The sequence below is a fragment of the Azorhizobium doebereinerae UFLA1-100 genome (genome assembly GCF_000473085.1).
GTDB lineage: Bacteria > Pseudomonadota > Alphaproteobacteria > Rhizobiales > Xanthobacteraceae > Azorhizobium > Azorhizobium doebereinerae.
Map to the genome: position 1 here is coordinate 69,143 of NZ_AXBA01000002.1, position 19,917 is coordinate 89,059.

A 19,917-nucleotide genomic window follows, 5' to 3' on the forward strand; every position below is an offset into this window, starting at 1 on the left:
ACCCGATGAAACTCACGATCGCTCGCGACGAGTTGCTCTTCGGCCTGGACCGCATCGTCCGCATCGTCGAGCGCCGGAACACCATCCCGATCCTCGCCAACGTGCGCCTGGCCGCGCTCGGCGACGCCCTGGAACTGTCCGCCACGGATCTGGACCTGCAGGCGACCACGAGGCTACCGGCATCGGTCGGGAGCACGGGCGAGACGACGCTGCCGGCGGTGACCTTCACGGATTTCGTGAAGAAGCTTCCTGCGGGCGCCGACGTGACCATTGAGACCGGCAAGACCGAGAGCCAGATGGTCATCAAGTCGGGGCGGTCGAAGGCGACACTCCTGACGCAGCCCTCGTCGGACTTTCCGGATCTGAATGTCGCGGACTGCCCTTGGGAGGTGGAGATCCCCGCGACCGTACTGAGCCAGATGTTCGAGAAGCTCGCCTTCGCGATCTCGACGGAAGAGGCCAGATACTATCTGAACGGCATCTATTTCCACGGCTTGCAACTGGGCGAGAAGCGCATCCTCCGAGGCGTGGCCACCGATGGGCATCGACTGTCGCAGCATGACCTGGTGGATATCGCCGCACCAGCGGGGATGCCGGGCATCATCATCCCCAGGAAGACCGTTGCTGAGATCTCGCGGCTGACGAAGGGGCGGGGGAAGGAACTGATCAAGCTCCAGATCAGCGCCACCAAGCTGAAGGTCACCACCGGCACCACCGTTCTGGCGTCCAAGCTGATCGACGGCACATTCCCCGACTACACGCGCGTCGTGCCGCAGGGCAACAACCTGGTGGCCATCATCGACAGGGTCGACTTCGCCGCGGCCGTCGATCGCGTCGCGACCATGAGCAGCGAACGGAGCCGGGCCGTCAAATTCTCGTTCAAGCCGGGGCGGGTGGAGATCTCCGTGACCTCCCCCGATATGGGCAGTGCGATCGAGGAAATGGACGTCGACTACGATGGTGACAGCATCGATATCGGCTTCAACGCCAACTACGCGCTCGACATCCTCGGTGCCACTGAGTCCGACAATATCAGGGTCGCGATGGCCGACGCCGGCAGCCCGACCACGTTCCAAGCGTCTACCGACGGAGCCCCGTCGCTATTCGTGCTCATGCCGATGAGGGTCTGAGCATGATCGGCACCATCATCATCGCCCTGATCGGCTACGGCGTGACGGCGTTCTTCGTGCTGGGCGCATTCTACGCGCTGCTGAAGTATGGCGCAGCGCCGGCCGGTAGCGACGTCGAGAAGATGAACGGCTCCGCCGTGCTGCCGCTGCTCGGGGTGGCGGTGATCATCGCCTTCTTCACACGCCTCCTGGCGGGAGTCTGAGCCATGGCTGTTCTCGTTTGGATGCCCGGACTTCGCGGGCCCACGCCGCAGAGATGGGATGAGCTGCCGCACAAGGACTATGCGGGAGTGATGCACCGCGTGCTCGCGCAGTATCCGCTCCCGGCGGATGAAGCGCGCATGCCGCTCGATCAGCTCGCTGCGCGCTATCCCGCGCCGGCGCCGGTGCCACGGTGATGCGTACCTTTTTCCAGGACTTTGCCCTCGACGACGGGCGCACCGCGACCGTCGAGTGGGGCTGGAGCGGAGCCGAGAACAGCGTGCTCGTCGTGAGCGCCTGGATCACCGCGACCGAGGAAGACGTCGATTTAAACTGCAATGAGAGCGAACGCTTCGAGGACGTGGTGCTCGCTCTGTCCCCCTTCCCTCCTCATGAGGACTGCGACTAATGAGCACCGACACCTACGAACGGGCCGACGTCATTGCCGCGGCGGCGGATGCTGCCAAGGCCCACGGCGAGTTCCACGACTTTGCCAACGCCATCGAGCGCCGATTCCGCGAGATGGCGGGCGGAGAGCTCTATGCCGTCGACGCCGGCGACCTCTTCAGCGTCTATCTGGCGGCCTACCCGGATGGCACCAACCCGATCTTCCGGGTGCGCACGGAACACGACTGCTCGTGCTGCAAGAATTTCGTGCGCAATGTCGGGCATCTGGTTTCCCTCCAGTGTGGCCAGATCAGCACCGTCTGGGACGTGGCCGGCCTGGAATATCCCTTCGACGTGGTGGCCGCCAAGCTCGCTGAGCATGTGCTGTCCAGGCCGATCTCGACGGTGTTCCGCACGAAGGAGTTCAAATTCGGCGCCCACCATACGAACGAGCTCCGTGAGGAAGGTGTCACGCGCCGCTGGCATCACTTCTTCTGCGACGTACCGAGCCGGTTCCGGTCCGATGCGCCCGATGCCGCCCGCGGTGAGGTCGGGGCGACCGCGCAGGTGCTCCGGCGGGGCCTCGAGGAACTCTCCGCCGACAGCATCGAGACCGTCGTCGACCTGATCCAGGACAATGCGCTGTATCGTGGCGCGGAGTTCGAGCACCAGGTGCTGGAGTTCCTCAACCTTCATGCGCGCTATCCCCGCGAGAGATCGGCCAGCGAGAAGGATGCCTTCATCTGGGCCCACGTCGGAAGACCCGCGGCGCGCTTCCGCAACACCGTGATTGGGACCCTCGTGCAGGACATCGCCGCCGGTGTCGATCTGGACCACGCCGTGCGCTCCTACGAGGCCAAGGTGGCGCCGCAGAACTACAAGCGCCCGACCGCGCTCATCACGCCGAGGATGATCAGCGATGCCATCACCAAGCTGAAGGATCTGGGCCTCGAGAGCGCCGTCGAGCGCCGCTTCGCCCGGATGTCGGATGTCTCGGTGAACAACGTCCTGTTCGTCGACAACTCGGTCCGCGGGGCGATGAAGGACGGCCTGGCCGGCCTGCTGATGGAAGCGGTCAAGCCGGTCATGAACGACGTCAAGGGCGCCGAGCCGATCGCCATCGAGGAGTTTCTCTCCCGGATCGTGCCGCAGGCCACCTCCATCGGCTTGCTGCTGGAGAACAAGCATCTCCAGAACTTCATGAGCCTGACGGCGCCGGTCCATGCCGATGCTGGAAAGCTGTTCAAATGGGGTAACGGGTTCGCATGGTCCTACGACGGCGATGCGGCGGACTCGATCAAGCAGCGCGTGAAGCGTGCCGGCGGCAATGTCGATGCCGATCTGCGCGTCTCGCTGGCCTGGTTCAACACCGACGACCTCGATCTTCACGTGATCGAGCCCTCCGGCCGGCACGTCTTCTATGGCGACAAGTGCGGCATCCTCGACGTCGATATGAACGTCAGCAACCTGGTCCGTGATCCGGTGGAGAATCTCTCCTGGGTGCGCCCGCTGCGCGACGGCCGGTACCTGATCCAAGTCCATCAGTTCACGCGCCGGGAGTCGATCGACATCGGTTTCGTGCTCGAGGTCGAACACCGCGGCAAGGTGGACACTTTCACCTATGAGCGCGCAGTGAGCGGCCTCGTCAATGCCCTCTCCCTTGAGGTGCTGCACGGCACTCTGGCGATGACCGGCATCGGCGCGGGTCTGAAGTCTGGATCGCTGTCGCAAGAGAAGTGGGGCGTCAAGACCGGAACGCTGGTCCCCGTCGATACGCTGATGGCGAGCCCGAACCACTGGGATGGCCAGGCCACCGGGAACAAGCACTGGTTCTTCTTCCTCAAGGACTGCCGCAACCCCTCGCCGGCCCGCGGCATCTACAACGAATTCCTGTCGCCGGCCCTCGACCCGCACAGGAAGGTCTTCGAGGTGCTCGGCGCCAAGTCGAAGTGCGCCCCGGAAACCGAGCAACTCTCAGGCGTCGGCTTCTCCTCCACCCGTCACGACCAGGTGACCGTGGTGGCGAAGGGGGACTGCATCAACAAGGCATTCGCCATCACTTTCTGAGGAGAGGGACCATGAGCATTTTCGAAACCGCGGCCCGCAAGAAGTTCCGCTTTCCCTCGATCAAGGGCGAACTCACCGCCGAACAGGTCTGGGATCTTCCCCTTGTCGCGTGCGGACCCATCCGCGACGTCAAGGCCGACCTCGACGGCGTGGCCAGGACCATCAACACCGAACTTCGGAGCATCTCCGAGGATTCCTTCGTCTCGATCGCGCCGGATTCGCGCAAGGCCGATCTGGAAATCAAGCTCGACATCGTGAAGCACATCATCACCGCCAAGCTGAAGGAGGCGGACGAGAAGAACGCCGCCACCGCGCGCCTGGAGAAGCGGCGCAAGCTGGTCGACGCACTCGCCTCCAAGGAGGACGCGGCGCTCGCGAGCATGTCGCGGGAAGACATCCTCAAGGAGCTCGCCGCGATCGACGGCGGAGCGTGACCGGCAGCGACCACATGCTGCTGTTCTCCCTGCTCATCTGCGCCTTCGTCGCGCCGATCATCGAGGACGTGAGGGGTCTGGTGGTGAAGGTCCCCCTCCTGTCCTGTCGAGGCCCGCCGCAACGGTGCCGGACACAACTCGTGTCGACCGCCCAGCACCGCGAGAAGGCCGTGGGATTAGCCAGGCACGGCAAGCCATTAAATCCGGCGGAGCGTTGCGGCGCTCCGCCATCAGCAGAACGAGATTGGAACAAGCCACATGGCCGAGATCACCAGCACCTACGAGATGGCCGAGAACGAATGGGACAGCGGGTCTGAACCTCGGGACGTGCCCACCAGCATGGTGGCGACCACGGAGAGGGAGCACGTCGGGATCGAGTTCCATGTCTCGATGCGCGACTACACCAAGCGCGACATGGATGACCTCATCGTCGAAGCTGCCGCTCGCCTCATCGTCGGCAACTACGGCACCAACAAGCTCGCGAAGCTGATCGAGGAGCGCTGCGTCGCGCTCACGGTGGAGAAGGTCGATCAGCATCTCGCAGGGATTACCGCCGAGATCATCGATCAGCCCGTCACGCCGGCCTTCGGCGACAAGAAGCCGGTCACGATGCGCGAATTCATCGGGCTCTACGGACGAGAATACCTGACCGAGCGCGTGGATAGCGAGGGCAAGCCGACCCGCGATTCCTACCGCTCCGAGCCCCGCATCACGTGGCTGGCCAACCGGCACATGGCCAGGACCTTCACGACCGAGATCGAGAAGGCCACCAACGCGGCCATCGTGGAGATCCGCGCGCTCATCAACGCGAAGCACAAGGAGGCGCTGGAGGCCGAAAAGGCGCGCATCCGCGATGCCCTGGCAAGGGTGACGGCTTGAGCGTTGGAGGGCACGCCCATGGCTGAGCACATGATCCGCTGCGGCGACCATGTCCACCACACCCCATCCGACGAAACATGGGTGGTGGCCTGGGCTGATTACGCGACCAATGACCTCGCATGGTGCGGTTGGCCGAATGGCATAGCGCGCCTGTCCGACTGCACGCTGGTCAAGGCGGCGACGGACGACGAACACGCCGAACTGCTGGCGCGCGTCCTGGACTGCGGCGACAGCCGCGCCAGCACCGCCCGCCGCCTCTACGTGCGGGAGGCGGCCCATGGCTGAGACCAAGTACTTCGATCCCCGCGTTCTCGCCTCCATCACGAGCGGAACGCTGATGATCGATGATTTCGGTGCGGCTCATGCCGCCATCGAATTCATCGTTGGGCATCAGGTATGGACGCATGAGATTCCGCAGATGTCGCGAGCGATCACGCCGGAAATCGTGACGCAATACCCTGACATGCCAACCACCCATCCGGAGGACTGGCGGGCCTGTGCTGACGGACTGCTCGCGAAGTACGGTGCAGCCATCCCGATGGTCTCTGGCAATCGGCAGCGCGGTGCATCGCCCCTTGACACGCTGAATGAAGCGCTACGTCGGCCCGCAGGTGCAGGAGGCGCCAATGACTGAGCCCGCCTTCGCTGCTCCGGAGCACGCCTCCGACCTCTACCGCCTTCCGTCCGGCGACTGGATCCAGATCCAGAACATCGACGGCGCGCGGATCAGCAATAAGCCGAACCGGCAGACGGGCGAGATGGGCGCGCAAGTCCACCTCAACGTGGCCGGATCCTGGCACACCGTCATGTTCGATGAGATCGCCGATGCCGAGGTGTGGCTGGCCGCGATCGTCCAATACCGCAACGACCTGCTGCGCCCCCGGTCCAGCAAGAGCGCCACGCGCGCCGAGGCGCTGCAAATGGTGGCCGGCCTGCACAGCCGCCACCGTCCCACGCAAGACGAAGACGGGGACTCCTGATGGCCGGAAAGTCAAAGATCGAATGGTGCACCGACACATGGAATCCCATCGTCGGTTGCTCGGTCACCTCGCCCGGCTGCACCAACTGCTACGCCATGTCGATGGCGCGGCGGATCGAAGCCATGCAACCCGGCTCGCACTATGCCGGCACCACGCAGGTGGTGAAGGGCAATCCGGTCTGGACCGGTAAAGTCGCGCTCGCACCCGAGCACATCCTCACCCAGCCGCTGAGCTGGCGGCGCGGCCGGAAGATCTTCGTCAATTCCATGGGTGACCTCTTTCATGAGGATGTCACCGACGAATGGATCGACTGCGTTTTCGCGGTGATGGCGCTGGCGCCGCACCACACTTTCCAGGTGCTCACGAAGCGCGCCGCACGGATGCGGGCTTATATGTCCGACCCGAGCGTTGTCCGCCGCGTCTATGAGCTCGCCTGCGATATGGCTGTCGCGATGCGGCTGGCAGTCGTCCTGATCGCTGACCCGGCACATGACAAGTTTGCACCACCCGGCGTGCGGATCCGTCTTGGCTTATGGCCGCTCCCGAAGGTCTGGCTTGGCGTTTCGGCCGAGGACCAGCGCCGGGCCGATGAGCGGGTGCCGGATCTGCTGGCGACGCCGGCGGCCGTGCGTTTCGTCAGCGCCGAGCCGCTGCTGGGGCAGCTCGTCTTTCGGCAGTGGCTATCGTTCGACCAGCCGTGCCGCGGATGCGGCTACGCGGGTGCATTAGGGGGCGCGTTCCCTCGCCGCGACGCTCAATGCCCAAGGTGCGGCATCATCCACACAACCATCGACTGGATCATCGTAGGCGGCGAGAGCGGCCCCGGCGCGCGGCCGATGCATCCTGACTGGGCTCGGGCCATTCGCGACCGATGCGCGACTGCCGGCGTCCCGTTCTTTTTCAAGCAGTGGGGAGAGTGGGCGCCGCCGAGCGTGTTGTTCGCGGACACGCTCGCCAACTGCCGGCTTCAGGCGCGCGCAGAGGCCAATCCTTCATTGGTGCACGTCTTCCCTGACGGGTTGAACATGGGTCGGATCGGCAAGCGCTCCGCCGGCCGGCTGCTGGACGGGCGCGAGCACAACGGCATGCCGGAGATGCGCTCATGAACGCGCAGCAGATCCTCGCGGTCCCCCCGACCGATTACGCCCGGCTGTTCCCGGCCGCGGACACGATCCGCGCCGTCTACCACGATCTCCTGTTTGCTTGGCACCCCGACCGTCAGCCCGATCCCCAGGCAGCCGCGGTCACCGCGCACCTGAAGATGCTCCACGACGAAGCGTGCAAGGCGCGGGATGCCGGCAACTGGACAGAGCCGAACACGCTCCGCCTCCAGGCGGACGGTCGCCAGTTCGTCTTCCGCTTCCAGCGCAAGGTGGCAACGCCCGCCGGCAACCTTCATGTCGGGCTCGCGCGCCTCGCCGTCGTGTCCGATGCCGGGATGGATGACCTGGTGCGCCACGCGCGCAAGGTCGCCGCCGGCTTGCCGCCCCTGCCCCGCGCGATGACATCGGAGTTCCTTCCGCTGCTGCCGGGGACCTACCAGCCGACGCAATCGGCCGGACGGGAGGGCTACACCTTCAAGATGGACCCGCGGGCGGTCCGAGTGCGCGATCTCCTCGACAAGACGGGCGGGCTCGACACCGTTGCCGCCTTGGTGGATGACCTCACGGACCCCTCCACAAAGTCGGATGGCAACCGGCAGGTGCGACGCGCGATCGACCGTGCCCACTCGGCGAAGGCGTCCCCAGCAGCCAAGACCGTAAAGTTGGCGGACATCATCGACAACACGACATCCATCGTCCGGCACGACCGCAGCTTCGCCAGGCTCTACCGCTCGGAGATCGAGATGCTGTTGCCGCTCCTCGCGGAAGGCGACACCAGCCTTCACGCGCGAGCATCCGCGCAGGTGGCGTCGGCGATGGAGAATTGCAGATGAGCATTGCTGACATTCGACTCATCGCGGCCGTCGGCCGCCGGGGGCAGCTCGGTCTCGACGACGAGTTGCCGTGGCGCGATCCGGTTGACCTCGCGTTCTTCCGCAACAACACAACCTTCTGCACCGTCATCGTGGGCCGCCGCACCGCCGAAGCGGTCGGTACCCTGCCGAAGCGCCACGTCGCCATCTGGGACGGGAAGGAGGAGCCAGCCGCGTTCCTCGCCGGGATCAAGCAGCCGCATTGGGCGAAGGGCTCGCCGATCTGGATCGCCGGCGGCGCACGCACCTATCGCGCCTTCATGCCGCTCGTGCGAACCTGCGTCATCACGCGCATCGACTATGACGGGCCGGCCGACACCTGGATGCCGCCCCTGTGGGAGCCTGCGCGATGATTGCCCGCAGCGGCTCAGCCGTGACACCGACCTCCGGACCGGCACCGATCTGCCCGGCGTGCGGTAACGCCGCCCGCTTGACCGACGGCAGCGAGATCTACCAGCATCGGCCCGATCTGCACCTCAAGCCGATCTGGAAATGCGACGGCTGCGGAGCCTATGTCGGATGCCATCCCGGCGGCACACGTCCGCTGGGCACGCCGGCGGATGCTGAACTGCGCGTCGCGCGCTCGAAGCTGCACGAGCAGATGATCGACCCGCTTTGGCGGACGGCGGACGTCAGCGGCGAGTATGGCGCTGCGAACGATCGCAGCCGCCGGCGGATACGCGCCAAGGCGAGGGTGCGCGTCTACGACTTCATGTCCCACCGGCTCGGGATTCCGAGGGACGAGTGCCACACCGGGCTGTTCGACATCGAACGCTGCCGCGCTGCGTGGCGAGCACTCCAGGGCATCACTTATCCCGAGATCAGGGCCTGGGCTCTGAAGCAGAAGGAAGCGGCCTGATGCGCATCCTCGTCTGCGGCGGCCGCACCTTCGGCAACCTCCCCCGCGACATCGAGCCCGGCGCCCTGCCGCAGCTCCAGGCCAAAGCCAGGGCGGAACGCGACTTGGTCAATTCCACGCTCACCCGCCTGCATCAGCAGTACCACTTCACGGTGCTGATCCAGGGCGGCCAGCGCGGCGCCGATTACTGGGCCAAGAAGTGGGCTGAGCGCCACGGCGTTCCGGTGATCGAGTTCAAGGCCAACCGGTACCCGAACGGCCGCCGCCATGGAGTGGACCGCTCGGCCGGCCCGCGGCGGAACGCGCTGATGATCGCCGATGGGAAGCCGGACAGAGTCATCGCCTTTCCTGGTGGCAAAGGCACTGCATCCATGCTGGCCATCGCCCGGGCCGCCGGCGCGGAAATCCAGCGTATCCCCGCGAAAGAAGCAACGGAGGTCGCATGACCATCACCGACGGCAGCCCTGTGCCGACCACGAGCCACTGGAACATCTGCTGGAACACCTATGACAGCGCGCGTGTCGGGTTCGAGATCACGGCGTCGCCGCACGGATCGTGTCTTCCCATCTGCCAGAGCCCGCTTTACCGGCCCGGCGGCCGGACCAACTGGTCACACGATGAGTTGACCAGGCACGCGAATACGATCGCCGCCGCGCCTGACCTGTTGGCCGCGGCCGAGCACCTGTCAACCGTTTACGACGGGATCTGGGTCAAGATCTCCGACGGCGAGGCCGCCTTGCTGAAGGAGGCGTGGGCGCGAATGGAGGCAGCCATCGCCAAAGCGAGGGGCGTGGTGGCATGAGCGCGCTCCCAATCACCCTTCCCCTCTGCCCCGTCTGCCTTGACGGGGAGCACCATGATGGCGGCTGCGAGATTTGCGGTCGCGAGTGTTCGCCGGAGGTGTCCCCCGCACCCGCCGGCGGAGCGGAGGAGATGGCGGCCCCCACCGTCATCTCCTCCATACCCAACATCCATTCTCCGGCCATCCCTCCAGCAGGTGAACAGGAGAAGGCGCCAATGCCTGATCTTGTCGCACTCGCCGCTCGCGTTGCCGCGGGCGATATCTCAGCCCTGAGCATCCGGCAGCCATACCCGCACCACATCTTCCATGACGGCAAGGATGTCGAGAACCGCGACTGGCCGACCAGACGCCGTGGCTGGATCATCGTTCATGCCGGCATCTCGAAGGTAGAGCTGGACATGGATGAACCGAGGGAGCGCGGCTTGCCGCGCGGCGGCGTGGTCGGCATGGCCCGGATCGTCGACTGTGTCACCGAGATGGACAGTGATTGGTTCTTCGGCCGCTATGGTTTCGTGCTCCGCGACGCCTTTGCACTGCCGCTGATCCCATGCAGGGGAAAGCTCGGGTTTTTCGAACTGGATGAGGGCATCCGGGCGCAGGTCGCGCATGCAATCCGTGCCGCGGTGACCACGGATGTGCCCCATGGCTGAACTTCCTCGCAGGATGCGCTTGTCCAGATTGAAGGGCTTCAACCTGCAGCAGGCCAGCCGCGATCTGAACGGTCTGCTCGCCATCAAGGTCGACCGCTCTACGCCCCTCGGCAATCCCTTCGTGGTCGGCATCGACGGCACTGTGGATGAATGCGTCGACCTCTACGAGCATCTCCTGGCCGGCACCTTCTGCCTGACCAGCAAGGCAAGCTTGGATGCCCAACGCAAAGCCCGCACGACCGCCTTGGAGAGCCTGGACGAGATCCAGGGGATGAACCTCGCCTGCTGGTGCTCCCTCGGGTCCGCGTGCCACGGCGATGTGCTGTTGAGGGTGGCGAACAGCCAAGCCCGAGAGGCGGCGACGTGATGGCGAAGGTCGAACCCACCGACGGCTGGGGGCCGCTGCGCCAGCGCATGGACCCGCCGGCGAAATCACGGATGCAGAGGCGAGCCCGTGGGCGACAGCAGGATCGCGCACACCTCGACCTGGTTCGCATGCTGCCATGCTTGATCACCGGCCAACTCGGCGGAGTCGATGCCGCACATATCCGCTTCTCGGATGCGGAGCACGGCAAGGTCAACCCCGGCGCTGCCAAGCCGGATGATCGATGGACCGTCCCGCTTTCGCACGCGCTGCATACCGACGCCACCGAAGCACAGCACCGGCATGGCGAAGAGGCCTGGTGGCAGCGCAAGGGCATCAGCCCGTTGCGCGTGGCCGACAACCTCTACTCGCTGAGCAAGACGCTGCGCGACCTGAAGCAGCCCGAGGATTTCATCATCCGCGCGATGACCGCAGTCATCAGGGACGCGCGCAACGCCGCCGGATTGGCTCACAGGAGCGGATCATGACAACCGCCTATCCCCTTTCGTGGCCCGCAGGGCGACCGCGCCGAGCGCCGTCGCAGCGGAAGACCGGAAAGTTCAACAAGATCGCCAACCCTGATGAGCGGTGGAAGATCAAAAGATCTCTGTCGGTCGCAGACGCTGTCAAGCGCCTGCAAGGCGAGATTGATCGAATTGGTGGCTGCCTTCCAGTCATCAGCAGCAACGTCGAGCTTCGCCAGGACGGTCTGCCGAGGTCCGGTGCGAAGGAACCGATTGACCCCGGCGTCTGCCTCTATTTCCAGTTGGCGGGCCGGCCGCACGCGATGCCCTGCGACACCTACGAGAAGGTGGCCGACAACATCGCCGCCATCGCGGCGCACATCGAGGCGACCCGTGCGATCGAGCGTCACGGCGTGGCCAGCATCTCCGAGATGTTCGCCGGCTTCACCGCCCTGCCCGCGCCCGGCGCGACCAGGCCATGGTGGGAAGTGCTGAACGTCTCCAGATCGGCCACGCGCGGCGAGATTGATGCCGCATACCGGGCCAAGGCGCGCACAGCGCACTCGGATGCGGGCGGATCTGATGCCGCAATGTCCGAACTCAACGTTGCCCGTGACACGGCGCTGAAGGAGATGAATCGTGGCTGATGCAGACTATCGCGCCAGCGCCGTTGCCGCTGCCGTATCGTGGGCTCTCAAACAGACTGCCCCATGGACGGTAGACGACATGTGGAGAGCCATTCCTCCCGGTCCACATCTCTGGTCCGCCGCCGATGAGGCCGATCGCATCCGCCAGAAGTGGCGAAGGAAGGGATGGGCCACGTTCAGTCGGGATGGGAGGTTCACGGACTGGTCCTTGACCGAAGCCGGCAGGACGGCACTCGCCCAGAAGCACAGCGCCAATGGCTGAGCATCTCTTCTTCGGCAAGGTGCCGGTCCCGTACACGGTCTCCTGGAGCGGCGAGGAGGGCATGCACGTTGCACCGTGCCGGCACGCCGCCGGCCGTCGCGCGATCTGCCAGGGCGTGGCCCGCGGCGAGGGCAGGCCTCTGTTCGGCAAGCCGCATGCCCAGCGCCAGCGCGAGGTCATTGCTGAAGGGCTCTGCGATCTCTGCGGCAACTCGCTACGGAACCGCACGAAGGTGTCGCTCTCGCATGCCCGGCCGCGCGCGAACGGCGCCACCGGCCTGAACATCCTCCAGGTCGAGCCTCTCCTGCACAAGGAATGCGCCCAGATCAGCGTCCGACATTGCCCATCCCTGCGACGGGACATCCGGGCCGGCTCGCTGAACATCCGGATCGTGACCCGCCATCAGGCGCAGTTCGCGATCATGGACGAGATCTACACGAAGCAGGTCGCCGGCGCGGCGGTCCGCGCCATCGGGCACGCGAAGGTCGAGCTGCTCGCCTGGAAAGACCAGACGATCGAATGGCTCTTGGGGCAGCCGCTGCCGCCCGAGGGAGCCTCAAGCATAGCGGAGATTTCCAATGAGCATTGATCCTCGCGTGGTCATTATCAGGCCGATCATCGGCATCGAAAATCGGACGCCTCAAGAGGTATTCGACATCATGGTGGATCGCATCGCCTTCAACGACGACATTTTTACTCGCGTCGAAAATATCGTGGAATCCCCGTCGCTCCCCGCCGGAATGGTCTCGATCATCACGAATGGCACAACCCGCATCATTCCCGCCGACGAGCCCGTCTTCCTGATCCGGGGGCAGGACGCGCTCGGCGCGGCCGTGGTCCGCAAGCGGGCCTCGCTCGCGGCGCGGGCCGGCGTCGCTGGGGACATGGTGGCGGCGGCGCTGGAGCACGCGGACAAGATGGAGGCGTGGCCGGTCAAGAAGGTGCCGGACGTGCCTGCGGCAACCGTCGGGAGCGCCGGCATGCCGGCCGACCAAGGCGAATACCTGCCGTTGAAGTCTATGACCTCGCGCGACGTCCGGATCAGCCGGCTGCAAGCCGCGATCGAAGGCGAACTAGAAGGTCTGGTCTGCGGCGACAGGGAGGCCGACGTTATCCTGACCTATGTCGAGACCGGGAAGCACCCCGACGAGGTCAGCGGAGAGCGCGTCTCGGCGCCCCCGAATCTGTCAGGAGAGGTCGTATTCAACCTGGGCAGCTCCAAATTGAGGCGGCACGATTTCACTCGTGGGACCATCGTTACCGCCTCCAAACCAGAGCTGGCCCCCAGTGGGACGGAGAAGATGCGGATGAGGCTGGAGATCGAGCCGAATACCATCCTCGACGCGGCGCACTGCGAGCTACTGGAGAAGGAGAACGCGGGCCTGCGCGAGCAGATCGCCGACCTCAAGGCCGACATCGATGTCGTCCGGCAGCACCTCGACCCGCAAGGCGACCACGATGACAAGGGCGTGGTGAAGCTGGCGGAGCCCCCACTTCGCGACCTTCTGCACGAAATTCGTCGCAACGGGCTGATCTATTGGGAGCCCAACACCACGCGAGGCCGTGAGCGCAAGGCCGACATGCTCGCCCGCATTGACGCCGCCCTCAAGGCCGCAGGCATTCCCGACGGTTCGGAGGGCGGGCGATGACCGACACGCGCCCCACCAATTGTAGGAACCGCCTGCGCGACGAGGGTAAGCGATATCCGAAAAGCGGGTGCAAATCCTGTAGCGGCATCGTCCTACACCCCTGCCCTCACGAAGCATTCTTCCCGATGCCGGTAGAATCAGCCAGGGACCTCGACCAGATCGCGCTCGATGCCGCCGCCATCATCGATGCCCTGGCGCCCAAGGGGCATTACTCCGCCGGCCAGTGGAAGGCGCAGGTGCATCTCGCCGTGCTGGAGGCGTTGAAGCAGGGGGCACTGGTACAGCCGGCGCCGCCGGAGGCCGTGCCCACCCCTCCCGTGTCGGCCGCACCTGCCGACTTGCGTGAACGGTGCGGAGAAATCCTCGCGTGGAAGGCGTCCGGCATTCTCACAGGCGAAGCCCTGCGGGCGCTAGCGGGAACGGCTCCGGGCAGCGGGTGGGACGCGGGCCACGCGCTCTCCTGGGCGGAAAGCAAAACGGCTGAAGAGGCAATGCGAGCCGTCATCGCGGCGCCTGTGCCCCAGGTGGAGCCGGTCCGGCCGGCCCCGCCGGATGCGATGCAGGAGTTCGCCCGGCGCCTGGACGGCACGGCGGCGCATTGGAAGGCGCAGGGGCGCCATACCTGCGAGCTGGGCGTCATGCCCATCCCCGAGGCGGAGCAACTTGCTGCGGCCCTGCGCGGGGCGGCCCCGCCGCCGCCGTCCGATGCGCAGGAAGCGCTCACTGCCTTCGCCGATGCGCTCGAATGCTTCTGGAACGCATCGATCGGCGCGGCGCAGGGCGCGCAGGACTTCACCGCCCTCGCAACGGCGAGCGCGCTATCCGAAGGCTTCACCGCCGTCGCCACGCGGATGCGCGAGCATGCTGCGGCTATCAGCGGTGCAGCGGCGGCCCATGGCCGGCGTGATCAGATCGCGGCGCCGACGCCGATCGGCTCGCCCGCCCCTTCCTCCCCCGTAGCCGGGGATGTGGGGGTGAAGCCGCAGGAGTGGCACAAGTCTCATATGCCGAGTTGGAACGGCGACTATCACACCGTTCCGACAGGCTACACCGTGCGTTGTGCGGATGAAAACGGCTGGAAATGGAGCGGCGCAGGTGTTGTTGGCTATGCCAGGTCTCCAGATGGAGCAATGGCTGATGTCGGTATGCATCATGCAAATTTTGTCCGCTCCTGCCTCGTGCTCACGCCCCAGCCCATTGTGGAGCCGGTGGCGTGCGCCGTGCCGGCGGGGTGGAAGTTGGTGCCTATAGTACCAACCGAACCCATGGTGGAGGCGCACTTTGAAGCCCTCGCCAAGGCTGAGACCGTATTCGCCGACGTTCCTGATATCTGGAACGCCATGCTCGCGGCCCCCCCCTCCGCGCCGATCCCTGAGGTCGATGCGTGGGCAATAGTGGACCGCATAATTGCGCCTGATGCGTCGAGCTCGGTGCGTTTCGCTATGCATAAGGCCGCCAGCGCCGCCCTCTCCGCAGCCGGCATAACCGATAGCTCGGGAGAGGTATGAGATGGACCGCTACGAACTCGGTGCGGCTCTCGACGCCATAGCTGCCCCTACAAAGCCGCTGCACTGGGTTGGTGGCGCCGACGATGGCCGAGACTGGTGCCGCGATTGTGCCCGCGCCGTGGTCCGCCACCTTCGCCGCCATGACCGCAAGAACCGCGACGACTATGTCCTCGATGGCGGATGGCGGCGCGAGCAGGACAGCATGCCAACTTGCTCCGGCTGCGGCGCACACCTTAGCGCCGACCTGACACGGTACGGCGCGGAAGAAGAAGCGGCCTATTATCTCGAAAACGGCCTATCCAACACGCTGGAGGGCCGCGCCGTGGATGCCCTCTACCTTTCCGAAATCCTCGCCAACCTGCCGGACGGGGAGGATCGCGACACCCTGACGGCTATGGCCATGACCCTCATCCCCCCTGACGGCAAGACGGAGGCAGGGCGATGAGCACCTATCCCGGCATCACCCGCGCCCTGTTCCTCATCGTGCTGGACAATGGTGGACTGCACCGCGACCGACCGGAGAAGGAGGTGCGGAGCGACATCGCACGGTGGTTGTCGCAGCAGCCGCAGGATCTCCTGCCGGCCATCGACGCATGGCTCGCCGGGCTGTCGGACGAGGACCTCGAACTGGTCTGCGCCGGCGAGGCGAGCGAGGCCGATGCGTTCATGGCGTCGGCCGGAGCGCCGCCATTCACCAGCGATCTCCTAAACCGCTATTTCGACGAGGTCTGCTGATGGCCATCCGCCAGTCCATCGCCGCCATCCTGCTGCTGCTCAGCCTGCCCGCGTTCGCGGCACCCGTCTCGCCCGCCACCATGCGGGTGATCGACGGCGACACCGTCGCCGTGGGCGCCGTCCACTATCGCCTTGTGGGCTTCGACACCCCTGAGAAGGGGCCCCGCGCGCGGTGCCCGGCCGAGCGCGAGCTCGCGAACCGCGCGGCGGCCCGCCTGCGCCAGATCATCGCCGCCGGCGGGGCCGACCTGGAAGAGGTGGCGTGCTCCTGCCGGCCCGGCACCCAGGGCACGCCCGCCTGCAATTACGGGCGGCGTTGCGGCACGCTGACGGCCGCGGGGCGCGACGTGGGCGCGATCCTGATCGCCGAGGGCCTCGCCCGCCCCTACCCCTTCGACTGGCGCCACCGCCCGCCGGCCGCCAACTGGTGCGGGGCGCGGCCATGACGCAGGCCGCGCCGTCCCACCCCGATGACACCGGCCACCGGCTGGCTCTCTACCGGCTGGTGCGCATCGCCCGCGCCGTCCTGGCCGCCGATGGCGCCACCGAGGACTTGGCGCGCATGCGCCGGGAGTGCGCCGCCCTGCATCCAGCGATCATCGGCGCCATGGAGTTCGCCGAGCGCAGCGACCGCGCAGCGGGCGTGGAGGCCTGGTCCCTGCTGGTGCAGGCCTGCCGGGCGGCGCTGCGCCATATCGAGGATGGCTCCGGCGACGCCGCCTCCCGCGCGGCGGTTGCATCCTGGAAAGCCATCGTGGGCGTCATCTTCCCCATCGTGGACGCCGATTGGCAGGCCTGGCGCGACACCGTGGCGCCGAAGCTCGGGAGACAGGCCCCTAGCGAGCCGTCGGCGGCGCGGGAGCCCGATGGCACGGCCTTCGGCTTGGGCGACCAGGTTGAGAAATACGCCGGCGAGGCCCGCTATGTCGGCCAGGTCGTCAGCGTCTACCAGACCACCAAGGGCGGCTCCCGCTACGTGGTGGAGGTGCAGCCGCAGGGATTCCAGATGATCTGCACGCGCGCCATGCTGCGCGCATTGGCAGATGGGCAAGGGACGAGGCCATGAGCACCACCCCGCATCGGCGCGATGTCCTGCCCGGCAGCCTGCCGCCCCGCGGCCTCTCGCGGGTCGAAGCTGCCGCCTATATCGGCGTGTCCCCGGGTCTCCTTGACGAGATGATCCGCGACGGCCGCATGCCGCCGCCCAAGCGCATGAACACCCGCACGGTGTGGGACAGATACGAACTGGACACGGCCTTCAGCGCGCTGCCAAATGCCGGATCGACCGTGGCCAATGCTGCATGGGACGGTTCAAACGTCGAGCTCGTGGATTTCCGTGTTTGAATCTGGAGGCGCACGTGGACGCCAAGTTCCGGTACACCTGCCGCGAGCGTGATCGCCACGGCAAGGAGCGGATCTATTTCCGGCGCCGGCCGGGCGAGAAGCGCATCGAACTGCCCTTCTATCCGCGCGGCGAGACGCCGCCAGAGGGCTTCACGCGGGCCTATCACGGGGCGATGAAGGCGACGGTGGGCGATAGACCGGCAGACACGCCGGCAGTCAAAGTGCGGGCGACATCGCAGCCGACGGTCGGCACATTCCGCTGGCTCTGCGCGCAGTATTTCGCCTCCGGCGAGTTCCGCCAGCTCGGGCCATCCACGCGCACCGTTCGGCGGGGCATCCTGGAGCACTGCTTACTGGAGCCTACGGCGCCCGGCTCCGTGACGGTCTTCGCCGATCTGCGCATCGAGCAGATCAGCGCCAAGGGCGTCCGCGTGCTGCGCGACCGCAAGGCCGGATTGCCCGAGGCGGCAAATGGCCGGGTCAAGGCGATTCGACAGGTGTTCGCTTGGGCGATCAAGGCCGAGCCGGACATGGTCAGCCTCAACCCAGCGCGCGACGTACCCTACCTCAAGGGGCGGGCAGATGGGTTCCACACTTGGACCATCGAGGAGGTGCAGGCCTTTGCGGTCCGCCATCCGCTTGGAAGCAAGGCCCACCTCGCCCTGGCGCTCCTCCTGTTCAGCGGCGTGCGGCGGTCCGACGTGGTCAAGCTCGGCCCGCAGATGATTCGGAACGGCTGGCTCCGGTTTGCCGAGACGAAGGGCGCCACGCAGATCCGGAAGGATCGCGAAATCCCTGTGCTGCCGATCCTGGCGTCGGTGATCGAGGCATCCGACCTCGGGCACCTGGCATTCCTAGTCACCGCGTTTGGTCGCCCTTTCACAGCCAACGGCTTCGGCAACTGGTTCCGGAAGCGCTGCGATGAGGCGGGCCTGCCCCATTGTTCGGCCCATGGCCTGCGCAAGGCGGGCGCGACGATCGCCGCCGAGAACGGGGCGACGGAACATCAGCTGATGGCGATGTATGGGTGGGAGAGCCCGAAGCAGGCGGCGATCTACACCCGGCGGGCCAACCGGCGAAAGCTGGCCGGCGCCGGGATGCCCTTTATCGATCTCGGCAACCTGGATGGCATCGAGGACATCGCCGAGGCGCCGCCGGAGGGCGAGCGCGAGGACGAAGCCGGAACAGATTATCCTAACCTTCTTCGCGGTTCGGATAATTCTGGCTCTAAGTGATTGATTTTTATTGTCTTAAAATGATGATGGTGCCCAGGGGCGGAATCGAACCACCGACACTGCGATTTTCAGTCGCATGCTCTACCAACTGAGCTACCTGGGCGCCGCCGGTGCGAGACCGGATCGGAGCCGCGTGTATAAAAGCTCCGATGCGGCCTGTCCATAGGGGCCGGGCAGCAAGATTGCGCCTGTGGATGCCCCGCCCTTCCGCTCCCTTAGCGCCGATGAAACCCAATGCCGCCCGGCCTCTGCGGCCGCCCCGCTTCAGGCCAGCGTGCGGATCCAGGGGCTGAGGTCGGCCCGCTCCGGGATTGGATTGATGGCGATCTCACTGCCGCCATCGCGTCTCGCCTCCGCCGGCGTCACGCCGAAGCGGCGACGGAAGGCCCGGGAGAAGTGCGAAGGGTCGGCGAAGCCGCAGGCGGCGGCAATCTCCCCGACCCGTCGCGCGTTCGTGGGATCGCGCAGCGCCGCCCGCGCCCGTGCCAGCCGCCGGTCGAGCACATAGGCCGCCACCCCGCCGAACGGCTCGAACAGCCGGTAAAGCGTCGAGCGTGAAACGCGCAGCCCTGCGGCCAGCGTCTCAGCGGTCAGATCGTCATGGGTCAGGCGCGCTTCCACCAACCGCCGGGCGCGCAACAGGAGAGCGTCGTGGATGGGCTCGGAGGCGGCTTCCAGTGCATCCGGCGTCGGGGCAAGCGCGGCGCGATAGAGTGCGACGGTCGCCTCGGCCACGTGGGACGCCGCCGATTGACGCAGCACGGGCAAATGCCGCGTCAGCGCCCGCAGGTGGTCGGCGAACAGCCCGCCCAGGATCTCGCTTTCCGCGCCCGGCGCCAGCGGGCCGTGCGGAAACACGCGCCCGGCGATATGGTCGCGGGGGATGACGACGGTGATGTTGACCGAGGGCACGGACAACGTGCGCAGCTCCCGCGCCAGATCGAGGGTCACGATCTGCCCGGCCACGACATCCACCGAGCGCTCGCCGAGATCTCCAGCGTAGCCGCCCTCCAGATAGAGCTGCACCATCACATGGTCGAGCCCGTCGGCCCGCAGGCGCGTGCGGCTGCGGGAGAAATGCGTCGCGTCGAACGCACCGACCCCCACGAGGATGTCACCGAGGTGATAGGCCTCGTAATTCGCGCTGAACGGCTGGTCCGGCACGCCGGGCGTCACGTCGAAGATCGGCGCCACTACCTGGCGCCAGCCCTCGTATCCCAAGTGCGGATCGAGCATGCGGCTATTGAAGCGCTGGCACGGGATCAGGGGATCTTCAGCCATGTGTCTGCCTTTGCGGGGGGAGGCGAACGTCGGAAGGAGCAATAAGCAAAAGCCGGAGACCGGT

General features: G+C 66.2%; 30 protein-coding genes and 1 tRNA gene. 29 read left to right on the forward strand and 2 right to left on the reverse strand.

The window, feature by feature from the left end:
* Window positions 1–5 precede the first annotated feature (5 nt).
* The 29 genes from dnaN (at window position 6) to YU1_RS27665 (ending at window position 18,572) form a co-directional block, all read left to right on the forward strand.
* Window positions 6–1,130, forward strand: a complete 1,125-nt coding sequence (gene dnaN / locus YU1_RS0102855) for a DNA polymerase III subunit beta (protein ID WP_029002787.1) — start codon at window positions 6–8, stop codon at window positions 1,128–1,130.
* A 2-nt stretch (window positions 1,131–1,132) separates the two neighbouring features.
* On the forward strand, window positions 1,133–1,333 hold the full coding sequence (locus YU1_RS0102860; RefSeq protein ID WP_029002788.1) for a hypothetical protein: 201 nt from the start codon (window positions 1,133–1,135) through the stop codon (window positions 1,331–1,333).
* A gap of 3 nt (window positions 1,334–1,336) precedes the next feature.
* Window positions 1,337–1,528 (forward strand): hypothetical protein, encoded by a 192-nt coding sequence (locus YU1_RS33345; RefSeq protein WP_156921936.1) that lies wholly within the window; start codon window positions 1,337–1,339, stop codon window positions 1,526–1,528.
* On the forward strand, window positions 1,528–1,740 hold the full coding sequence (locus YU1_RS0102870; protein WP_029002789.1) for a hypothetical protein: 213 nt from the start codon (window positions 1,528–1,530) through the stop codon (window positions 1,738–1,740). The genes YU1_RS33345 and YU1_RS0102870 overlap by 1 nt, the downstream gene beginning before the upstream one ends.
* The gene (locus YU1_RS27620; protein WP_051356396.1) at window positions 1,740–3,785 is read left to right on the forward strand and encodes a YfaP family protein; all 2,046 of its coding nucleotides are present in this window, start codon (window positions 1,740–1,742) and stop codon (window positions 3,783–3,785) included. Before YU1_RS0102870 ends, YU1_RS27620 begins: the two co-directional genes overlap by 1 nt.
* An 11-nt stretch (window positions 3,786–3,796) precedes the next feature.
* Entirely contained in the window at window positions 3,797–4,219 is a 423-nt protein-coding gene (locus tag YU1_RS0102880) for a hypothetical protein (RefSeq protein ID WP_029002790.1), read from the forward strand.
* Between the two features lie 258 nt (window positions 4,220–4,477).
* The gene (locus YU1_RS0102885; protein WP_029002791.1) at window positions 4,478–5,098 is read left to right on the forward strand and encodes a hypothetical protein; all 621 of its coding nucleotides are present in this window, start codon (window positions 4,478–4,480) and stop codon (window positions 5,096–5,098) included.
* A gap of 18 nt (window positions 5,099–5,116) precedes the next feature.
* On the forward strand, window positions 5,117–5,383 hold the full coding sequence (locus YU1_RS0102890; protein ID WP_029002792.1) for a hypothetical protein: 267 nt from the start codon (window positions 5,117–5,119) through the stop codon (window positions 5,381–5,383).
* A complete protein-coding gene (locus tag YU1_RS27625; RefSeq protein ID WP_035713496.1) occupies window positions 5,376–5,732 on the forward strand; it encodes a DUF7736 domain-containing protein in 357 nt (118 codons plus the stop codon). The genes YU1_RS0102890 and YU1_RS27625 overlap by 8 nt, the downstream gene beginning before the upstream one ends.
* Window positions 5,725–6,078 (forward strand): hypothetical protein, encoded by a 354-nt coding sequence (locus YU1_RS0102895; protein ID WP_035713499.1) that lies wholly within the window; start codon window positions 5,725–5,727, stop codon window positions 6,076–6,078. The genes YU1_RS27625 and YU1_RS0102895 overlap by 8 nt, the downstream gene beginning before the upstream one ends.
* On the forward strand, window positions 6,078–7,184 hold the full coding sequence (locus tag YU1_RS0102900) for a phage Gp37/Gp68 family protein (protein ID WP_029002794.1): 1,107 nt from the start codon (window positions 6,078–6,080) through the stop codon (window positions 7,182–7,184). Before YU1_RS0102895 ends, YU1_RS0102900 begins: the two co-directional genes overlap by 1 nt.
* On the forward strand, window positions 7,181–8,014 hold the full coding sequence (locus YU1_RS31725; RefSeq protein WP_051356397.1) for a hypothetical protein: 834 nt from the start codon (window positions 7,181–7,183) through the stop codon (window positions 8,012–8,014). Before YU1_RS0102900 ends, YU1_RS31725 begins: the two co-directional genes overlap by 4 nt.
* Window positions 8,011–8,406: a dihydrofolate reductase gene (locus tag YU1_RS0102910; RefSeq protein WP_035713502.1), complete on the forward strand. Its 396-nt coding sequence runs from the start codon at window positions 8,011–8,013 to the stop codon at window positions 8,404–8,406. Before YU1_RS31725 ends, YU1_RS0102910 begins: the two co-directional genes overlap by 4 nt.
* Complete coding sequence (locus tag YU1_RS27635) at window positions 8,403–8,912, forward strand: zinc-finger-containing protein (RefSeq protein WP_084539622.1); 510 nt, start codon at window positions 8,403–8,405, stop codon at window positions 8,910–8,912. The genes YU1_RS0102910 and YU1_RS27635 overlap by 4 nt, the downstream gene beginning before the upstream one ends.
* Window positions 8,912–9,358 (forward strand): DUF2493 domain-containing protein, encoded by a 447-nt coding sequence (locus tag YU1_RS0102920; protein ID WP_051356399.1) that lies wholly within the window; start codon window positions 8,912–8,914, stop codon window positions 9,356–9,358. The genes YU1_RS27635 and YU1_RS0102920 overlap by 1 nt, the downstream gene beginning before the upstream one ends.
* The gene (locus YU1_RS0102925) at window positions 9,355–9,714 is read left to right on the forward strand and encodes a hypothetical protein (RefSeq protein ID WP_029002797.1); all 360 of its coding nucleotides are present in this window, start codon (window positions 9,355–9,357) and stop codon (window positions 9,712–9,714) included. Before YU1_RS0102920 ends, YU1_RS0102925 begins: the two co-directional genes overlap by 4 nt.
* Window positions 9,715–9,845: 131 nt before the next feature.
* On the forward strand, window positions 9,846–10,364 hold the full coding sequence (locus YU1_RS0102930; protein ID WP_245263212.1) for an ASCH domain-containing protein: 519 nt from the start codon (window positions 9,846–9,848) through the stop codon (window positions 10,362–10,364).
* The gene (locus YU1_RS0102935; protein ID WP_051356400.1) at window positions 10,357–10,731 is read left to right on the forward strand and encodes a DUF4326 domain-containing protein; all 375 of its coding nucleotides are present in this window, start codon (window positions 10,357–10,359) and stop codon (window positions 10,729–10,731) included. The genes YU1_RS0102930 and YU1_RS0102935 overlap by 8 nt, the downstream gene beginning before the upstream one ends.
* Window positions 10,731–11,216 (forward strand): hypothetical protein, encoded by a 486-nt coding sequence (locus YU1_RS27640; protein ID WP_156921937.1) that lies wholly within the window; start codon window positions 10,731–10,733, stop codon window positions 11,214–11,216. Before YU1_RS0102935 ends, YU1_RS27640 begins: the two co-directional genes overlap by 1 nt.
* Window positions 11,213–11,839: a J domain-containing protein gene (locus tag YU1_RS0102945; protein WP_029002800.1), complete on the forward strand. Its 627-nt coding sequence runs from the start codon at window positions 11,213–11,215 to the stop codon at window positions 11,837–11,839. The genes YU1_RS27640 and YU1_RS0102945 overlap by 4 nt, the downstream gene beginning before the upstream one ends.
* A 254-nt stretch (window positions 11,840–12,093) precedes the next feature.
* The gene (locus tag YU1_RS0102955; RefSeq protein WP_029002801.1) at window positions 12,094–12,690 is read left to right on the forward strand and encodes a hypothetical protein; all 597 of its coding nucleotides are present in this window, start codon (window positions 12,094–12,096) and stop codon (window positions 12,688–12,690) included.
* On the forward strand, window positions 12,680–13,750 hold the full coding sequence (locus YU1_RS0102960) for a hypothetical protein (protein ID WP_029002802.1): 1,071 nt from the start codon (window positions 12,680–12,682) through the stop codon (window positions 13,748–13,750). The genes YU1_RS0102955 and YU1_RS0102960 overlap by 11 nt, the downstream gene beginning before the upstream one ends.
* Entirely contained in the window at window positions 13,747–15,258 is a 1,512-nt protein-coding gene (locus YU1_RS27650; RefSeq protein WP_156921938.1) for a hypothetical protein, read from the forward strand. Before YU1_RS0102960 ends, YU1_RS27650 begins: the two co-directional genes overlap by 4 nt.
* 1 nt (window position 15,259) lies before the next feature.
* Window positions 15,260–15,703 (forward strand): hypothetical protein, encoded by a 444-nt coding sequence (locus YU1_RS0102970; RefSeq protein WP_029002804.1) that lies wholly within the window; start codon window positions 15,260–15,262, stop codon window positions 15,701–15,703.
* Window positions 15,700–15,993, forward strand: coding sequence for a hypothetical protein (locus YU1_RS0102975; RefSeq protein WP_029002805.1), 294 nt, complete (start codon window positions 15,700–15,702; stop codon window positions 15,991–15,993). The genes YU1_RS0102970 and YU1_RS0102975 overlap by 4 nt, the downstream gene beginning before the upstream one ends.
* Window positions 15,993–16,439 carry a thermonuclease family protein gene (locus YU1_RS27655; protein WP_051356402.1) on the forward strand — a complete coding sequence of 149 codons (447 nt, stop codon included), beginning with the start codon at window positions 15,993–15,995 and terminating at the stop codon, window positions 16,437–16,439. The genes YU1_RS0102975 and YU1_RS27655 overlap by 1 nt, the downstream gene beginning before the upstream one ends.
* Window positions 16,436–17,059 (forward strand): hypothetical protein, encoded by a 624-nt coding sequence (locus tag YU1_RS0102985; protein WP_156921939.1) that lies wholly within the window; start codon window positions 16,436–16,438, stop codon window positions 17,057–17,059. The genes YU1_RS27655 and YU1_RS0102985 overlap by 4 nt, the downstream gene beginning before the upstream one ends.
* Window positions 17,056–17,337 (forward strand): helix-turn-helix transcriptional regulator, encoded by a 282-nt coding sequence (locus tag YU1_RS27660; protein ID WP_035713511.1) that lies wholly within the window; start codon window positions 17,056–17,058, stop codon window positions 17,335–17,337. Before YU1_RS0102985 ends, YU1_RS27660 begins: the two co-directional genes overlap by 4 nt.
* Window positions 17,338–17,351: 14 nt before the next feature.
* Window positions 17,352–18,572 carry a tyrosine-type recombinase/integrase gene (locus YU1_RS27665; protein WP_245263213.1) on the forward strand — a complete coding sequence of 407 codons (1,221 nt, stop codon included), beginning with the start codon at window positions 17,352–17,354 and terminating at the stop codon, window positions 18,570–18,572.
* A 27-nt stretch (window positions 18,573–18,599) separates the two neighbouring features.
* Here YU1_RS27665 and YU1_RS0103000 read toward each other — a convergent pair.
* Both YU1_RS0103000 and YU1_RS33925 read right to left on the reverse strand, forming a co-directional pair.
* Window positions 18,600–18,675: transfer RNA gene (locus tag YU1_RS0103000), tRNA-Phe, on the reverse strand.
* A gap of 161 nt (window positions 18,676–18,836) precedes the next feature.
* Complete coding sequence (locus YU1_RS33925) at window positions 18,837–19,853, reverse strand: helix-turn-helix domain-containing protein (protein ID WP_051356403.1); 1,017 nt, start codon at window positions 19,851–19,853, stop codon at window positions 18,837–18,839.
* Window positions 19,854–19,917 lie beyond the last annotated feature (64 nt).

Bases quoted from the DNA above. Each gene is read 5' to 3' on its own strand.
- YU1_RS0102960 (WP_029002802.1), top strand. From the start codon at position 12,680: ATGAGCATTGATCCTCGCGTGGTCATTATCAGGCCGATCATCGGCATC.
- YU1_RS27625 (WP_035713496.1), top strand. From the start codon at position 5,376: ATGGCTGAGACCAAGTACTTCGATCCCCGCGTTCTCGCCTCCATCACG.
- YU1_RS0102920 (WP_051356399.1), top strand. From the start codon at position 8,912: ATGCGCATCCTCGTCTGCGGCGGCCGCACCTTCGGCAACCTCCCCCGC.
- YU1_RS0102925 (WP_029002797.1), top strand. From the start codon at position 9,355: ATGACCATCACCGACGGCAGCCCTGTGCCGACCACGAGCCACTGGAAC.
- YU1_RS0102930 (WP_245263212.1), top strand. From the start codon at position 9,846: ATGGCGGCCCCCACCGTCATCTCCTCCATACCCAACATCCATTCTCCG.
- YU1_RS27620 (WP_051356396.1), top strand. From the start codon at position 1,740: ATGAGCACCGACACCTACGAACGGGCCGACGTCATTGCCGCGGCGGCG.
- YU1_RS0102985 (WP_156921939.1), top strand. From the start codon at position 16,436: ATGACGCAGGCCGCGCCGTCCCACCCCGATGACACCGGCCACCGGCTG.
- YU1_RS0102885 (WP_029002791.1), top strand. From the start codon at position 4,478: ATGGCCGAGATCACCAGCACCTACGAGATGGCCGAGAACGAATGGGAC.
- YU1_RS31725 (WP_051356397.1), top strand. From the start codon at position 7,181: ATGAACGCGCAGCAGATCCTCGCGGTCCCCCCGACCGATTACGCCCGG.
- YU1_RS0102970 (WP_029002804.1), top strand. From the start codon at position 15,260: ATGGACCGCTACGAACTCGGTGCGGCTCTCGACGCCATAGCTGCCCCT.
- YU1_RS0102945 (WP_029002800.1), top strand. From the start codon at position 11,213: ATGACAACCGCCTATCCCCTTTCGTGGCCCGCAGGGCGACCGCGCCGA.
- YU1_RS0102910 (WP_035713502.1), top strand. From the start codon at position 8,011: ATGAGCATTGCTGACATTCGACTCATCGCGGCCGTCGGCCGCCGGGGG.
- YU1_RS27660 (WP_035713511.1), top strand. From the start codon at position 17,056: ATGAGCACCACCCCGCATCGGCGCGATGTCCTGCCCGGCAGCCTGCCG.
- YU1_RS33925 (WP_051356403.1), bottom strand. From the start codon at position 19,853: ATGGCTGAAGATCCCCTGATCCCGTGCCAGCGCTTCAATAGCCGCATG.
- YU1_RS0102870 (WP_029002789.1), top strand. From the start codon at position 1,528: ATGCGTACCTTTTTCCAGGACTTTGCCCTCGACGACGGGCGCACCGCG.
- YU1_RS0102860 (WP_029002788.1), top strand. From the start codon at position 1,133: ATGATCGGCACCATCATCATCGCCCTGATCGGCTACGGCGTGACGGCG.
- YU1_RS0102880 (WP_029002790.1), top strand. From the start codon at position 3,797: ATGAGCATTTTCGAAACCGCGGCCCGCAAGAAGTTCCGCTTTCCCTCG.
- dnaN (WP_029002787.1), top strand. From the start codon at position 6: ATGAAACTCACGATCGCTCGCGACGAGTTGCTCTTCGGCCTGGACCGC.
- YU1_RS0102955 (WP_029002801.1), top strand. From the start codon at position 12,094: ATGGCTGAGCATCTCTTCTTCGGCAAGGTGCCGGTCCCGTACACGGTC.
- YU1_RS0102900 (WP_029002794.1), top strand. From the start codon at position 6,078: ATGGCCGGAAAGTCAAAGATCGAATGGTGCACCGACACATGGAATCCC.
- YU1_RS27635 (WP_084539622.1), top strand. From the start codon at position 8,403: ATGATTGCCCGCAGCGGCTCAGCCGTGACACCGACCTCCGGACCGGCA.
- YU1_RS27655 (WP_051356402.1), top strand. From the start codon at position 15,993: ATGGCCATCCGCCAGTCCATCGCCGCCATCCTGCTGCTGCTCAGCCTG.
- YU1_RS27650 (WP_156921938.1), top strand. From the start codon at position 13,747: ATGACCGACACGCGCCCCACCAATTGTAGGAACCGCCTGCGCGACGAG.
- YU1_RS27640 (WP_156921937.1), top strand. From the start codon at position 10,731: ATGGCGAAGGTCGAACCCACCGACGGCTGGGGGCCGCTGCGCCAGCGC.
- YU1_RS33345 (WP_156921936.1), top strand. From the start codon at position 1,337: ATGGCTGTTCTCGTTTGGATGCCCGGACTTCGCGGGCCCACGCCGCAG.
- YU1_RS0102975 (WP_029002805.1), top strand. From the start codon at position 15,700: ATGAGCACCTATCCCGGCATCACCCGCGCCCTGTTCCTCATCGTGCTG.
- YU1_RS0102890 (WP_029002792.1), top strand. From the start codon at position 5,117: ATGGCTGAGCACATGATCCGCTGCGGCGACCATGTCCACCACACCCCA.
- YU1_RS0102895 (WP_035713499.1), top strand. From the start codon at position 5,725: ATGACTGAGCCCGCCTTCGCTGCTCCGGAGCACGCCTCCGACCTCTAC.
- YU1_RS0102935 (WP_051356400.1), top strand. From the start codon at position 10,357: ATGGCTGAACTTCCTCGCAGGATGCGCTTGTCCAGATTGAAGGGCTTC.